Below are 14657 nucleotides of genomic sequence, written 5' to 3'. Positions count from 1 at the left end.
TTATTGAAATTTTCGCAAATTCATTAAAAACCAATATCTTGCAAAATATTTATGCAACAAAGCCAATCTATATTAAACCAGCCTTTCAAGGATTCGGTTTTTTACCATGAAGATGAAACATCGTGACTGTTTATTCAGATGTATTGCAGAGCAACATAGTGTTGCGCTTGTGCAACGGTTATCATAGAGTCAACAAAGCGTTGGAAGACATTATGAAAATCGTGGCAGATGAAAATCTCGCATTTACCGATTATTTTTTTGCCGAATTTGGTGAAATTGAGCACAAAGCAGGGCGTACTTTAACGCATGCCGATGTTGTAGATGCCAAAGCACTGTTGGTGCGTTCCGTAACTCAAGTCAATCCAGCATTAATCAATAACACCACACTTCAATATGTGGGTAGTGCCACCATTGGTACAGATCATTTAGATATTAACGCTATTGAAAAGCAGAATATTCAATGGGCGAATGCCGCAGGTTGTAATGCGCAGGCGGTGGCTGAATATGTGATTACAGCTTTACTTCATTTGAATCCAGCATTGCTGAACGCTGAAGAAAGTTTTACTTTGGGCATTATTGGCCTAGGAAATGTCGGTTCTCGCTTAGCTTATATGGCCCAATTATTGGGCTGGAATGTGATCGGTCATGATCCTTTTGTACAGCAAGATGCGATTCAGCAGGTCGATTTTAATACCTTATTAAGTACTGCCGATGCGATTTCATTGCATGTGCCTTTAACCCAAACAGGACCACATCCAACCTACCATTTGTTCAATGCCGAAGCTTTGGCTACGATGAAAGCGAAAGCAATATTGATTAATTCTGCGCGTGGGCCTGTGATTGAAGAGCAAGCTTTATTGGCCGACATCGAAAAAACACAGCGTAAAGTGGTACTAGATGTCTTTGAGCATGAGCCTGTGATTTCTGAACAAGTGTTGAATGCTGTGAGTCTGGTGACACCACATATCGCAGGTTATAGCTTAGAAGGTAAAGCTCGTGGTACACAAATGATCTATGAGGCTTTCTGTAAAACTTTCCAATTTGAAGCCCATAAAAGCTTCGAGTTACAGTTGGCTGTGTGTGCTCAATATTTTGAAGGGCAAGATTTTAAATCTGCACTTCAACAGCATTTAAGTGAAATCTACCCGATTGCACGGGATGACCAAGCCTTACGTGCTTGCTTAAAAGAGGGAATGATCGATCAAAAAGCTTTTGATCATTTAAGAAAGACCTATCCATTACGCCGTGAATGGACTGCACATGGAGGGCCGAAGGTATGACTCAGGACGTGATCCATTATCAGCCAACCTGTGACTTAAAAGCCATGCGAGCGCGTGCGCAAATGTACAGCCAAATTCGTCAGTTTTTTGCTGAACGTGAAGTGCTTGAGGTTGAAACCCCGATTTTATCTCAAGCTGGTGTGACCGATGTGCATTTGGCTTCGGTTCAAGCACAGCGCCATCTACAAGGCAAGCAACAAACGCATTATTTGCAGACCTCACCTGAGTTTGCCATGAAGCGCTTATTGGCCAGCGGTAGTGGGCCAATTTATCAAATCTGTAAAGTTTTCCGTGATGATGAACATGGTCGTAAACACAATAGTGAATTTACCATGTTGGAATGGTATAGACCGAATTTCAGTTTGAAGGATTTGATGTTTGAAGTGACAGATTTATTGAATGTCACATTAAAGCAGCGTTTTGGTGAAGTCCGCCCTACCATTTTGAGCTATAAGCATGCGTTTATGGATCGCTTGGATTTGAACCCACTGCAAGCCAGTTTGAAAGAGTTAAAAAACTGCTGTAACCGCGTGGGTTTAAATTTGGACTTGGGCGATGACCGACTGGGCTATATCGATTTGCTCTTTTCACATTTTGTAGAGCCAAGTCTAGGTTTTGATACGCCTGTATTTCTGACCGATTTTCCGCCAGAGTTGGCCTCGCTTGCCAAAACTAAAACGGATGAAGACGGTGAATGGGTTGCAGCACGTTTTGAGCTGTATATTGAGGGTTTGGAACTCGCCAATGCTTATGATGAGTTGATCGACGCAGAGGTATTGCGTTCGCGTTTTGAAGCCGATAATGCTGAACGTGAAAAATTAGGCTTACATGTGATGCCAATTGATGAGTTTTTATTGGCTGCTTTGCCTCAAATGACGGCATGTGCAGGTATTGCATTAGGTGTGGATCGTTTGTTAATGATTGCAACAGAACAGATGCAGTTGGAAAAAGTCATTACTTTTCCCGCATCCATTTCTTAAGTGAAATTAAATAAAGCGCCGATTGTGGCGCTTTATTTGAGTCGATCAAGTTTTAACTGTATTGAGCCTTTAGCTCTCCAATCGCATGTATTCGACGTTCAATCAGCATTTCACCAATATCAGGGCCTTTGATATCCGCAGGCAGGTCTTGTGCTTTGATATTTCGCACCACATCCATCACCTTTAAAATATATGAAGACTGTGGGTATTCACGATCTTCAAGCCCTAAACGACCACGTGAGTCGCATTCACAGGCCTGCACAAAGGCTTCAACCCGTTCTGGACGACGTAGTACATCTAAGCGTTGCAGTAAGCGCCATAAAGTGCCTGGTTTTAAGGTTAGAGCTTGATGACATTTCAAATGTTCTTTACAGACCGTAATTGCGAGCTGTTTCATCTGCGTTGGAACTTTTAGACGCTCACACACTTCTGTCACAGGTTTGACCCCACGTTCTTCATGCATGATATGACGCGGTAGCTCGTCCACAGGTGTCAAAGCTTTGCCTAAGTCATGCACTAAAACAGCAAAACGAACATCCAGTGCGTAGTTGGCACGACATGCTTGCTGTAGTGACATCATGGTATGAATACCGCAGTCAATTTCAGGGTGATACTCAGGGCGCTGTGGAATACCGTAAAGTGCCGCGATTTCTGGAAAAAGTACTTTTAAAGCACCACAGCGACGTAGCACTTCAAAGTATTCATCGGCATGATCTTCCATCAGAGCACGAGAGGTTTCTTTCCAAATGCGTTCAGGAGTTAGTGCCTCCAGTTCACCCGAGTCTGCGAGTTGCTGCATCAGTGCCAACGTTTCTTCGGCTACCGTAAATCCTAGGGTTTTATAACGTGCAGCAAATCGTGCAACACGGAGGACGCGTAGTGGGTCTTCTACAAAAGCATCAGAAACATGCCTTAAAACACGCAGCTCTAAGTCGCGCTGGCCACCATAGGGGTCATACAGTGTGCCTTCATCATCCATGGCGATGGCATTGATGGTAAGGTCGCGTCGAATTAAATCTTGTTCTAAGGTAACGGTACTGTCGGTATAAAACTCAAAGCCATGATAACCCTGTCCCGACTTACGTTCGGTGCGGGCAAGTGCATATTCATCTTTGGTTTCAGGATGTAAAAAAACAGGAAAATCTTTACCTACAGGTTGGAAACCTTGGGTAAGCAGTTGTTCAGGCGTTGCACCGACAACTACATAATCTTTTTCGTGATAGGGGTGACCCAGAAGCTGATCTCGGACCGCACCGCCTACTAAATAAACTTGCATGAAAAAACCTCTATTCTTGCAGCCATCATGCTACAGAATAGAGGTTTTCTCAAGTCACAAGATACGTGTATAACGACAAACAATTAGTCGCCGTTTTTCTCCGCTTCTTGAATTTCCGCTACAGTCAGCGCAGTCATATTCACTAAACGACGTGTTGTTGCTGTCGGTGTAAGAATATGAACTGGTTTCGCTGCGCCAAGTAGGATAGGGCCAATGGTGACATTATTACCTGAAGTTGATTTCAACAGGTTAAATGAAATGTTGGCTGCATCCAAGTTTGGCATGATCAATAGATTCGCAGAACCTTTGAAGCGCGAGTTTGAGTATGCAAAGTTACGGATGTTTTCATCCAATGCCGCGTCCGCATGCATTTCACCTTCAACTTCAAGTTCTGGCGCGATTTGCGTCAAAATTTCAAACACTTTACGCATTTTTTGCGCGCTTGGGTCCGTTTGATCTGAACCGAAGCTTGAGTGAGAAAGTAGAGCAACACGTGGTGTCATACCAAAACGACGTACTTCTTCAGCGGCTAAAATTGTCATTTCAGCCAACTGTTCAGCTGTTGGGTTAGTGTTGACATAAGTGTCAGCAATGAACAGGTTACGGTCTTCAAGCATTAAAGCATTCAATGTAAAGAAAGAGTTGTGACCTTCTTTTTTACCAATGATGTTTTTAACGAAGTCTAAGTGAATGTCGTAGCTTGAATACGTACCACATAGCATACCGTCTGCTTTACCATGTTTCACTAACATCGATGCGATCAAGGTTGAACGACGACGTGCTTCACGTTGTGCATATTCAGGTGTTACACCTTTACGCTGCATAAGCGTGTAGTAGTCATCTGCAAACAATTCGTAGTCAGGATTTTTTTCTTGATCCACAATCGTGATGTTCACACCATGTTCAAGACGTAAGCCTAATTTTTTAATGTTCGCTTCAATAACCGCAGTACGACCGACTAAAATTGGTTTTGCAAGATCTTCATCGACCGCAATTTGTACTGCACGAAGTACACGTAGGTCTTCACCTTCAGCATAAGCGATACGTTTCGGATCAGATTTTGCTTGAGCAAAAATAGGTTTCATCATCAGTGCTGAGTTATAAACAAACTCAGAAAGACGTTGACGGTATGCAGAGAAGTCTTGAATTGGACGACTTGCAACACCTGAATCCATGGCCGCTTGTGCAACAGCAGGTGCAATTTCTAAAATCAGACGCTGATCAAGTGGGCGTGGAATTAAGTAATCACGACCAAAGGATGCAGATTTTTCACCATAAGATGCCGCATCTGCTTCAATGTGTGCCATACGCGCAATTGCATAGACACATGCGATTTTCATCTCTTCATTGATCGTTGTTGCACCTACATCAAGAGCACCACGGAAAATGTAAGGGAAGCAAAGTGCGTTGTTCACTTGGTTTGGATAGTCTGAACGACCTGTCGCCATGATCACGTCATCACGAACTTCGTGTGCATGTTCAGGCAGAATTTCAGGATCTGGGTTGGCAAGTGCGAAGATAATCGGATCTTTCGCCATTACTTTAACCATTTCTTTGGTTAAGATACCCGCAGCAGATAAGCCGAGGAACATGTCTGCGCCTGCAATCACGTCAGCCAGTTGAGTGCCTTCAACATCTTGTACATAACGTTTTTTAGAGTCGTCTAGACCTTCACGTTTTGTTGTAAGTAGACCTCGTGAGTCTGCAACAATAATATTTTCTTTTTTTGCACCAATGGCACAAAGTAAATCTAGGCAAGACAGAGCTGCAGCACCTGCGCCTGAAGCGACGATTTTAATTTCGTCAATTTTTTTGCCATTTAATTGCAAAGCATTCAGTAAAGCAGATCCAACGATAATGGATGTACCATGCTGATCATCGTGGAACACAGGGATATTCATACGTTCACGAAGTTTTTGTTCAATATAGAAGCATTCTGGCGCCTTGATGTCTTCAAGGTTGATACCACCAAAAGTTGGTTCTAATGCAGCAACAATATCGACAATTTTGTCAGGATCATTTTCTGCAATTTCGATGTCGAATACATCAACACCTGCGAATTTTTTAAATAAAACGCCTTTACCTTCCATGACAGGTTTAGAAGCCAGTGGACCAATATTACCTAGACCCAAAACGGCAGTACCATTTGTGATTACGGCAACAAGGTTTCCACGTGCAGTATAAAGCGCTGCTTTTGAAGGATCTTTTTCAATTTCAAGACATGGTGCTGCGACACCAGGTGAATACGCCAAGGCTAAATCGTGTTGGTTGACCAGCTGCTTGCTAGGTGTAACGCTGATTTTCCCTGGGGTTGGGAATTCGTGATAATACAAAGCTTGCTGTTTTAATGATTGATCGTCCATCTGAATCTCTTTGTAGCGTGGGTTAGCCAGCGGAGCTGGTAGTTTTTAGTAGACAAGACCGAATATACCATTAGTTGCTGGCATATCCCAGTGATAGCTGGTGCTTTTTAACGCAAACTTAGAGCTAAAACAGTCTGATTTATATTAAGTATGTATACGAGGGTGTGTCGAGATGATCTCTTAAATATTGGGTAGCATCGAGCTGCGGAAGAGGTTTGGAAAATAAATAACCTTGCGCGATATCACATTCTAAGTTTTGTAGGTAACTCAGTTGTTGTTCGGTCTCAATTCCTTCCGCCACCACGGTCATACCCATGGCTTTCCCCATGGCAATCATGGCGCTCAAAATAGCTTCTTGTTTGCAGTGTCCAATTTTTGAAATGAAGCTTCGATCAATTTTTAAGGTGTCGATTGGAAAGTCGGTCAGATAAGACAGCGATGAATAACCTGTGCCAAAATCATCTAAAGAAATATGAATGCCACGTGATTTGATGGTTTCAAGGAGATTTTTTACCGTTTCCGAGTTTTCAACCAAAGTGGATTCTGTAATTTCTAATTCGAGGCTGCTGCCACTAATTTTGTATCGATCAAGGGCTTCATCTAGGTCCTTTAAAAGCTGTCCGCGTTGTAGTTGTTGGGCAACCACATTGACCGAGACACAGATATTATCAAAACCCAATTTATTCCATTCTTTGATTTGCTTCGCGGTTTGTAAAATCACAATGCGACCGATGTCTGAAATCAAGCTGGTTTTTTCTGCCATAGGAATAAACAGACCTGGCGGTACGATGCCCTTGGTTGGATGATTCCAGCGTACTAGTGCCTCAAAACCATAAATTTTCTGATTGTGAAAGTTGATTTTGGGCTGGTAATAAACCACTAACTCATTGTTTTGTATCGCCAGTCTTAAATCGCGCTCTAAATAGATCCCTTCTTCCAATGCAACGGTATTGCTCAGGCTGTAGAACTTTGTGGCGTTTCCACCTAAGCGCTTTGCTTCACTCAGTGCTTGTTCAGCACAGTTGTTTAAGTAGTCCAGTTGACGACCATGTTCGGGGTACTGCGAAATCCCCATTGAAAGCGTAATAATGTGCTCTTGACCAAAAATATCAAAAGGCAGGCTAAAGGCTTTGTTAATGCGATCAATATGTTCCTGAACAGAGGGGCGAATATGAGAGACCTCATATACAATTGCAAAATCGTCACCATTTAAGTGAGCCACTATCAAAGCTTCAGCATTGGTTAAACGAAGGCGCTGGGCAACTTGGCGCAGCAGTTCATCTCCGCCATTATTGCTTAAGAATTCATTCAATGGGCGGAAACGGTCAATATTGAGTCGAATAATCGCCAGTTGCTTAATACTGTCTTGCTGAGAAACCAAATACTGATGAAGCTGATAGTTATAGTAAAAACGGTTGGGCAAATCGGTTAGCGTATCGTAGTTTTCTAAATAGGAAAGACGCTGTTCTTGCAGTTTGCGCTCGGTTAAATCGGACACGATACCAATATAATGAGTGACACGATCTTGCTCATCGGTAATGGTATTCAGATGCATCCAAATACACAGCTCTTTGCCTGATAGGAACTTTTCATTAAGTTCACCGTCGTATTCGCCTTTTTTTAGGAGCTGTCCAATGATTTGGTTATGTGTGCTGCGTTGATGTGACTTATAGTTCGCAACAATATCAAACAGATGTTTGCCATTAATTTGTGCAGCTTCAAAGCCAGCCAGACGTTCAAAGAACGGATTTACGTCGATATAACGCAGGTCTTCATCTAAGATGAAAATCCCTTGTTCAGCTTGTTCAAGGACGCTCGCTGCTAGTCGAAGGCGTTCTTGGTTGCTTTTTTCATGTTGAATATCGCGTCGAATACCGACCATTTGTAACGGTTTTTGATTGATTGGATCGCGAGCAATGACGCGTCCCGTGTCATGTACCCAGTACCATTTCCCGTTATTGTGTTGCACACGATAAGTGGCTTCATAGCGGTCTGAATGACCCCGTAAATGACTTTTCATTGCAGATTTAAACGGGGCAATATCATTTGGATGAATTAGGTACTGAAGCTGAAGTTGATGCTCTGTGGAATTTTTAAGTACTTTTTCTTGTTTGTGATTGGTCAGGGAAATGAGCCGATCTTTAATATTCCAATCCCAAGGACGAATACCTGAAATTTCATGGGCAAGCGATAGGTTTTCTTGCTTATTTTTTAAGTCTTTATTGATTTGATTTACGTCAAAGGTTCGTTCACGTACTTTTTGCTCAAGCAATTGATTATTCAGTTGTAACTGTTGTTCAATTTCTTTGGATTTATTCACTTCGTTTTGTAGCTGTTTGCATAAATCATCGGTCCAAGCGACTTGTTTTTCAGCTTCTTTTTTCAGCTCTCGATTTTTAATTGAGAGACGGGATAAGTGCTGATTAATACGGTTGGTGGCATTGGCACAGAGCAAAATCACAATCAGAATAAAGTTCACAGCAAGGTGAAAAAGAGTGTGATTGGCATCGAAGTTGATAAATTGAGAGAGGACATAAGGGGTGATAGACGGAATAAAAACCAAACAAAAATAACTAATGCGTTGCGTTAAATAGGTGAGGCAAACGGTCTGTGTGACAATCACTAAAAGTGCAGATAAGAGTAGGGCATTTGTATAGTTAAAATTGCCAGATAGGCTGGGTAAGTAGTAGTAGATACTGACGACGCCTGCTGCAACCAAAAGACCAATACTCAAACAGATGCCTTGAATCCAGCGGTGCGCATGTTTAGCAGAGTGATTTTTCGGGTTGAAATACACGGTGTTCACGAGCCAAAAAATGCTGAGAATAAACTCAGAAACAAAGAACCACAGGTTAAAATAAAAAGAATCTTGAGAAAAATTATAGTGATATGCACAGAAAATATAAAAATTAAGAATCAGTAAACTACTGATGAGGAAACGAAGATGGCTAATGGAATGCGATATTTGCGCAGTCTGCAAGTGCCGATCAAGATTTTCTGTAGAAATATCTGGCATGAATCGCGAAACCTTATTTTTTTTATGACCCAATGGCGTTGTGTTGTGTCTTTTTTCAAATTTAAATACATTGTGTAAAACACAATCAATTTATATTTTGATATAAGTCAAGGGTAATATTGTTGTACATAATAATCAATATATTAACAGAACAAAAGGGTGACTCGGCTGTTTATGTGATTTAAATCACTAAATTGTAATTGAGGATCGACAAAGCGACGACTGGCGCTGTCTCTGTACGTAATACACGTTCACCAATACACCAGCTGATAAAACTGTGGTCATTGGCTGTCGTAATTTCAGCCTCACTTAAACCACCTTCAGGCCCAATGAGTAGAGCAATGTTTGGTGTTGCATTTGCCAATACGTCGAATTTTTCTTTATTCGGGGCAAGTACAAGCCGCGTCGCAGGTAATTCAGATGCGAGCCATTTGTCTAAGCTGACTGGAGCATGGATAGTGGGAACAATGTTCATGCCACATTGTTCGCATGCCGCGATAGCAATGCCTTGCCAATGATCAATCTTCTTTTGGTCGCGGTCATATTTCAAACGCATTTCACAACGTTCAGAAGTTAATAGTTGAATTTCGGAAACGCCTAATTCAACTGCCTTTTGAATGACATAGTCCATACGATCACCTTTACTCATGACTTGACCGAGTAAAGTTTTAAACGCAGGCGTACGATTGGTTGGGTTAAAAGCAGTGACCTGAACTGATGCTGACTTTTTAGCAACGTCACTTAAGGTCACTTCATATTCGCCGCCTTGTCCATTAAACAAGGTAGCCGTTTCACCGACTTGAGCGCGCAAAACTTTGACCCAATGGTGAAACACAGTTTCAGTCAGTTCGACAGTGCGATCAACATTGAGTTCTGCTTCCATAAAAAAACGAGGCATTCGGTTTTACTCTCAAATAGGGTGAATCTAGTTTAAATGCTTATGCTAAACCAAGGTCTAGTACAAGCTGACGGGTAGGGTCAGTCGTGTTCATGGTGTAGAAGTGCAAACTTGGTGCGCCCCCTGCAATCAGGCGTTCGCAAAGTTTCACAATTACTTCATGACCAAATGCTTTGATGCTGGCCGTGTCATCACCATAGGTTGCCAGTTGCTTACGAATCCAACGTGGAATCTCAGCGCCTGTCCCATCTGCAAAGCGAATCAAGTTGCTGGCATTGGTAATTGGCATAATGCCTGGTGCTACAGGAATGTTCACGCCTTCTTTTTGAATGCGATCTACAAAATAGAAGTAGGCATCTGGATTAAAGAAGAACTGAGTCAGTGCGGCATTCGCACCTGCATTGGCTTTGTCACAAAAACGTTGAATGTCTAGGTCAAAACTATCTGCTTGAGGGTGCATTTCTGGATAAGCGGCAACCTCAATTTTGAAATGATCGCCCGAATGTTCACGAATAAAACGAACCAAATCCGTGGCATAAGGTAATTCGCCTAGGCCAACTTGACCTGAAGGTAAGTCACCACGCAGCGCCACAATACGGTCAATGCCTTGATCTTTATAAATGTCGAGTAACTCTGCAATACGTGCTTTGTCATCGCCAATACACGACAGGTGAGGGGCAACAGGTGTGCCTTTACCATTAAATTCTGCAATCGCTGCTAAGGTACGTTCACGGGTTGAACCACCTGCACCGTAAGTAATTGAGAAGAACTCTGGGTTTAATAACTGAAGTTCTTGGTGTACGACTTTAAGTTTTTCTGCACCAGCATCGGTTTTGGTTGGGAAAAACTCAAAAGAAATAGGAATGTGTTTAGACATGTTCAAATCCTTTTTTATAAATGCTTTTTATTTAGACCTCTTCCTAGCCCCTCACTTGCGCGTAGCTTTAAAGCAGTGCTTAAAACCCGCTTTACAGGAGAGGGGACTTTTACTATAAATTGCATTAATAATGAAAAGTCCCTTCTCCCACTGGGAGAAGGCTAGGATGAGGGGAAATATAAAACTTAGTATTTATAAGCATCAGACTTGAATGGGCCTTCAACTTGAACACCTAAGTAGTCTGCTTGTTCTTGAGTCAATTGAGTCAAGACGCCACCAAAACCAGCAACCATTGCCGCAGCAACTTCTTCATCTAATTTCTTAGGAAGAAGTTCTACACGAATCGCCGCTTGTTTTTGATCTTCTGGAAGATCAGCAAATTTCTCAGCGAATAAGTGCATTTGACCCAAGACTTGGTTGGCAAATGAACCATCCATAATACGTGATGGGTGACCTGTTGCATTACCTAGGTTAACTAAGCGACCTTCAGAAAGAAGGATCAAGTAGTTGTTTTCATCTTCTGAACGATAAACTTGGTGAACTTGAGGTTTCACTTCAACCCACTTGTAACCACGTAAGTAGTTTGTGTCGATTTCAGTGTCGAAGTGACCGATGTTACACACCACTGCACCTGCTTTTAATGAATCTAACATTGCAGCGTCACATACGTGGTAGTTACCTGTTGTCGTTACGATCAGGTCAGTGTTTTCAAGAAGGTCAACATTGATGTCTTCTTTTTTACCAGTCTGTACGCCATTTTTGTATGGAGATACAACTTCGTAACCGTCCATGCATGCTTGCATTGCACAGATAGGGTCAACTTCAGTTACACGTACAATCATGCCTTCTTGACGAAGTGATTGAGCAGAACCTTTACCTACATCACCATAACCAATCACAAGCGCACGACGACCAGATAAAAGCATATCTGTACCGCGTTTGATGGCATCATTCAGTGAGTGGCGGCAACCATATTTGTTGTCATTTTTAGACTTAGTTACTGAATCGTTGACGTTGATTGCAGGAACTTTCAAAGTACCGTCACGAAGCATTTCATACAGACGTTGAACACCTGTAGTCGTTTCTTCAGTTACACCGTGAATTTTTGCAATCACTTCTGGATATTTTTCATGAACAAGAAGTGTTAAGTCACCGCCATCATCCAAAATCATGTTGGCATCCCAAGGCGTGCCATTCACATTGATTTGTTGTTCTAAACACCACATGTACTCTTCTTCAGTTTCACCTTTCCAAGCAAATACTGGAACACCAGAAGCCGCAATTGCCGCAGCAGCATGGTCTTGAGTAGAGAAGATGTTACAAGATGTCCAACGAACTTCTGCGCCTAATTCAACTAGGGTTTCAATAAGAACCGCAGTTTGAATGGTCATGTGGATACAACCAAGGATTTTTGCGCCAGCAAGTGGTTTTGCAGTAGCATAGCGCTTACGTAGGCCCATAAGTGCTGGCATTTCTGCTTCAGCAAGTTTGATTTCTTTACGGCCGTAGTCAGCGAGTGAAATATCAGCAACTTTGTAATCTGTAAATGAAGCAGTAACCGCGTTCATCACGATCTCCTAATATAAAAAATTGATCATTCAGTTCGCGGATGCCGTTGTTGATTCAAAAGGGATTTGAACCGGATCGTCGAGCCTAGCGATTTCACATTTATGTACCTGTGAAAAAGTCGCAGCATCCCTCGACTAGCGAAGTATTGTACTTGGATTCTAAAAGTGTTCCAAGTTGTTAGTGTGAATATTATTTACTTTTCCTGCATCTGTTCTTTCAGTTGATCAAATGCCTTCCAACCTTGTTTGGTGAGGTTAAAGAGTTTTCCATCATATTCGTCTTGAATGAGTCCCAATGTTACAAGTTCATGTAGAGTGCTTTTCCATGTAGCAATTTTTCTAGGTGTATCCAAATTCAATTTTAAATCGCCCGCGTATAAATTTGTGCAATCAATACCCGAAATAAATTGAATTTCACTTTGTGTTTCTCCAGCACTTATTATGAGTTGAACCATTTCATCACTAGGTTCAATGGAGTGTTTATTTGAGGATGGTGCTTCGTTTTCAAATGATGAGTTATCTAAAAGATTGTGAATATATTCGTTATTTTGTAATTGTAGTGTTATATGATCTTTAATTTTTTGTTTAAGAGTTAATAGATCATTATAAAATTCTAATACTCCATTCGGCATCCATTCCCGAATTTGTACTTGTAGTTTTTGATATTGATCAGTAATTTTACTTGGTGGTATTGGTCTGTCACAAATATAAATAGAGGTTAGTTTCTGAGATGCGATATGTCTTGAAATTTCTTCGACTGAACCGTACCGGGTTTGTCGGAGAGTCAATATTCTGAGAGACTATGCCGATGAAAAAACCAAACTATACCCCCGAAATCAGAGAAAGAGCGGTTCAATTACTAATTGAATCTGAAAAAGATTATCCTTCTACTTGGGCTGCAATCACAGCAATTGCACCCAAGATTGGTTGTACTCCTGAAACATTACGTGTTTGGCATCAAAAATATCTGGATAAACAAAATCCAGTTAAAGTACAGCAGCTTTCAGATCAAGAACGTATTAAACAACTCGAACGTGAAAATAAAGAACTGCAACGTGCTAACGAAATTCTACGTAAAGCAGCTGCTTTTTTCGCCCAGGCGGAGCTCGACCGCCCACACAAATAATGGTGGATTTTATCCATAACAATAAAGATCGATATGGTGTTGAAGCGATTTGTAGAATTTTACCGATTGCAGCTTCGACCTATTATCGGGCTTTAGATCTCGTTGATAACCCAGAACATCGAGCGAAACGTGCTCTGCATGATTTACATCATGCAGAGCAAATCAAACGTATTTGGAAAGAAAGTTCAGGTCGATATGGTGTACGTAAAGTTTGGCAAAAATTGAAACGTGAGGGTTATGTTATTGCACGTTGTACAGTTGCTCGATTGATGCAAAAGCTAGGTATACAAGGTGTTTGGCGTGGTAAGAATAAACAAACCACCCGTAACCGAGATGACTAAAAACGGGCAGATGATTTAGTGAAACGTAATTTTAATGCTGATCATCCTGACCCTTGCGAAGCAGTGCTTCTCAGGTCAGTGACTTTACGTATATTCAAACTCATTCAGGCTGGGTATATACCGCATTTGTTATTGATGTGTTCTCACGAGCAATTGTTGGATGGAAAGTATCTACACGGATGAATACAGATATGGTGCTCGATGCATTGGAGCAAGCATTGCACGATCGAGGTATGCCTAAGAATGTGATTCATCATTCAGATAGAGGTGTTCAATATCTTTCTATTCGCTATACCAATCGTTTAGAAGCTGCAAATTTACGAGCATCAGTCGGTACGACTGGTGATTCATACGATAATGCTCTGGCTGAAACGGTGAATGGCTTATACAAAACAGAGGTGATTGAATATTTAAAAGCAGATTGGCAAGGTTTAGCAGATGTACAACTTGCGACACTAAACTGGGTAGATTGGTTCAATAAAAAGCGTGTACACAGTGCACTAGGTTATGTATCGCCTTTTGAGTTTGAAGCAATGTACTATGATAAGATTAATCCGTTAGGTCAGGTGGCCTAACTTAAATAAAAAAGCCTCCGACAAACCCGGTACGGTTCAGACAGTACCACTCACATATTCGCCAGTTTCAGTGCCTAAGCGAGTCCAAAATATTCCCAATAAAATATCTGAATCTTCTAAAATTCGTTTATTGATAATTTCTTGTGGTCTACCACCCATTTCTGGTGCGACATGTGTTTCCCAGCCAACAGGATTTAGCATTACACCAAATTGTTTTGAGTGAATCGCATTCCACTCATAAATTGCATCACGTACTAGTTGTCTTTCTTCTGAGACATCATTTGGGGATGCGATCATTACATTTAAAATTGTAGCTTGATATGCCATTTCTAATTTTCTGAAATTTGATTATTTACA

General features: G+C 41.5%; 10 protein-coding genes, 1 pseudogene and 1 other annotated feature. Of the genes and pseudogenes, 3 read left to right on the top strand and 8 right to left on the bottom strand.

Annotated features, from left to right (window positions below; translation table 11 throughout):
- The first annotated feature begins 212 nt into the window (after positions 1-212).
- Together ACF8FD_RS11265 and epmA are read left to right on the top strand one after the other, a co-directional pair.
- Positions 213-1280 carry a 4-phosphoerythronate dehydrogenase gene (locus ACF8FD_RS11265; RefSeq protein ID WP_234303805.1) on the top strand — a complete coding sequence of 356 codons (1068 nt, stop codon included), beginning with the start codon at positions 213-215 and terminating at the stop codon, positions 1278-1280.
- The gene (gene epmA, locus ACF8FD_RS11260) at positions 1277-2260 is read left to right on the top strand and encodes an EF-P lysine aminoacylase EpmA (protein ID WP_125273040.1); all 984 of its coding nucleotides are present in this window, start codon (positions 1277-1279) and stop codon (positions 2258-2260) included. The genes ACF8FD_RS11265 and epmA overlap by 4 nt, the downstream gene beginning before the upstream one ends.
- A 52-nt stretch (positions 2261-2312) precedes the next feature.
- On the opposite strand, the gene ACF8FD_RS11255 is transcribed toward epmA, so the two are convergent.
- From ACF8FD_RS11255 to ACF8FD_RS11225, 7 genes are all read right to left on the bottom strand, one after another.
- Entirely contained in the window at positions 2313-3536 is a 1224-nt protein-coding gene (locus ACF8FD_RS11255) for a multifunctional CCA addition/repair protein (protein WP_205666866.1), read from the bottom strand.
- Positions 3537-3619: 83 nt separating this feature from the next.
- Entirely contained in the window at positions 3620-5899 is a 2280-nt protein-coding gene (locus ACF8FD_RS11250) for an NADP-dependent malic enzyme (protein WP_234303804.1), read from the bottom strand.
- A gap of 139 nt (positions 5900-6038) precedes the next feature.
- Positions 6039-8915: an EAL domain-containing protein gene (locus ACF8FD_RS11245; protein WP_279678764.1), complete on the bottom strand. Its 2877-nt coding sequence runs from the start codon at positions 8913-8915 to the stop codon at positions 6039-6041.
- Between the two features lie 181 nt (positions 8916-9096).
- Positions 9097-9813 (bottom strand): 16S rRNA (uracil(1498)-N(3))-methyltransferase, encoded by a 717-nt coding sequence (locus ACF8FD_RS11240; protein WP_279678763.1) that lies wholly within the window; start codon positions 9811-9813, stop codon positions 9097-9099.
- 40 nt (positions 9814-9853) lie between these two features.
- Positions 9854-10690, bottom strand: a complete 837-nt coding sequence (gene metF / locus ACF8FD_RS11235) for a methylenetetrahydrofolate reductase [NAD(P)H] (protein ID WP_087010755.1) — start codon at positions 10688-10690, stop codon at positions 9854-9856.
- Between the two features lie 185 nt (positions 10691-10875).
- On the bottom strand, positions 10876-12258 hold the full coding sequence (gene ahcY, locus ACF8FD_RS11230; protein ID WP_234303801.1) for an adenosylhomocysteinase: 1383 nt from the start codon (positions 12256-12258) through the stop codon (positions 10876-10878).
- 194 nt (positions 12259-12452) lie between these two features.
- On the bottom strand, positions 12453-13046 hold the full coding sequence (locus ACF8FD_RS11225) for a DUF4062 domain-containing protein (RefSeq protein WP_234303800.1): 594 nt from the start codon (positions 13044-13046) through the stop codon (positions 12453-12455).
- Between the two features lie 20 nt (positions 13047-13066).
- Here ACF8FD_RS11225 and ACF8FD_RS11220 point away from each other — a divergent pair.
- A pseudogene (locus ACF8FD_RS11220) lies at positions 13067-14300 on the top strand (IS3 family transposase).
- Positions 13342-13458, top strand: a sequence feature (AL1L pseudoknot). Its footprint overlaps the pseudogene before it by 117 nt.
- Positions 14301-14336: 36 nt before the next feature.
- Here the strand turns inward: ACF8FD_RS11220 and ACF8FD_RS11215 are convergent.
- Complete coding sequence (locus ACF8FD_RS11215; protein WP_234303799.1) at positions 14337-14627, bottom strand: DUF4062 domain-containing protein; 291 nt, start codon at positions 14625-14627, stop codon at positions 14337-14339.
- Positions 14628-14657: the final 30 nt, after the last annotated feature.

Origin of the sequence: Acinetobacter sp. TYF_19, from assembly GCF_043105125.1 — a bacterium.
In the GTDB taxonomy this organism is placed as follows: Bacteria; Pseudomonadota; Gammaproteobacteria; order Pseudomonadales; family Moraxellaceae; genus Acinetobacter; species Acinetobacter johnsonii.
Note: the sequence above shows the minus strand (reverse complement) of the source record. Positions and strands in the feature narration are given on the sequence as shown.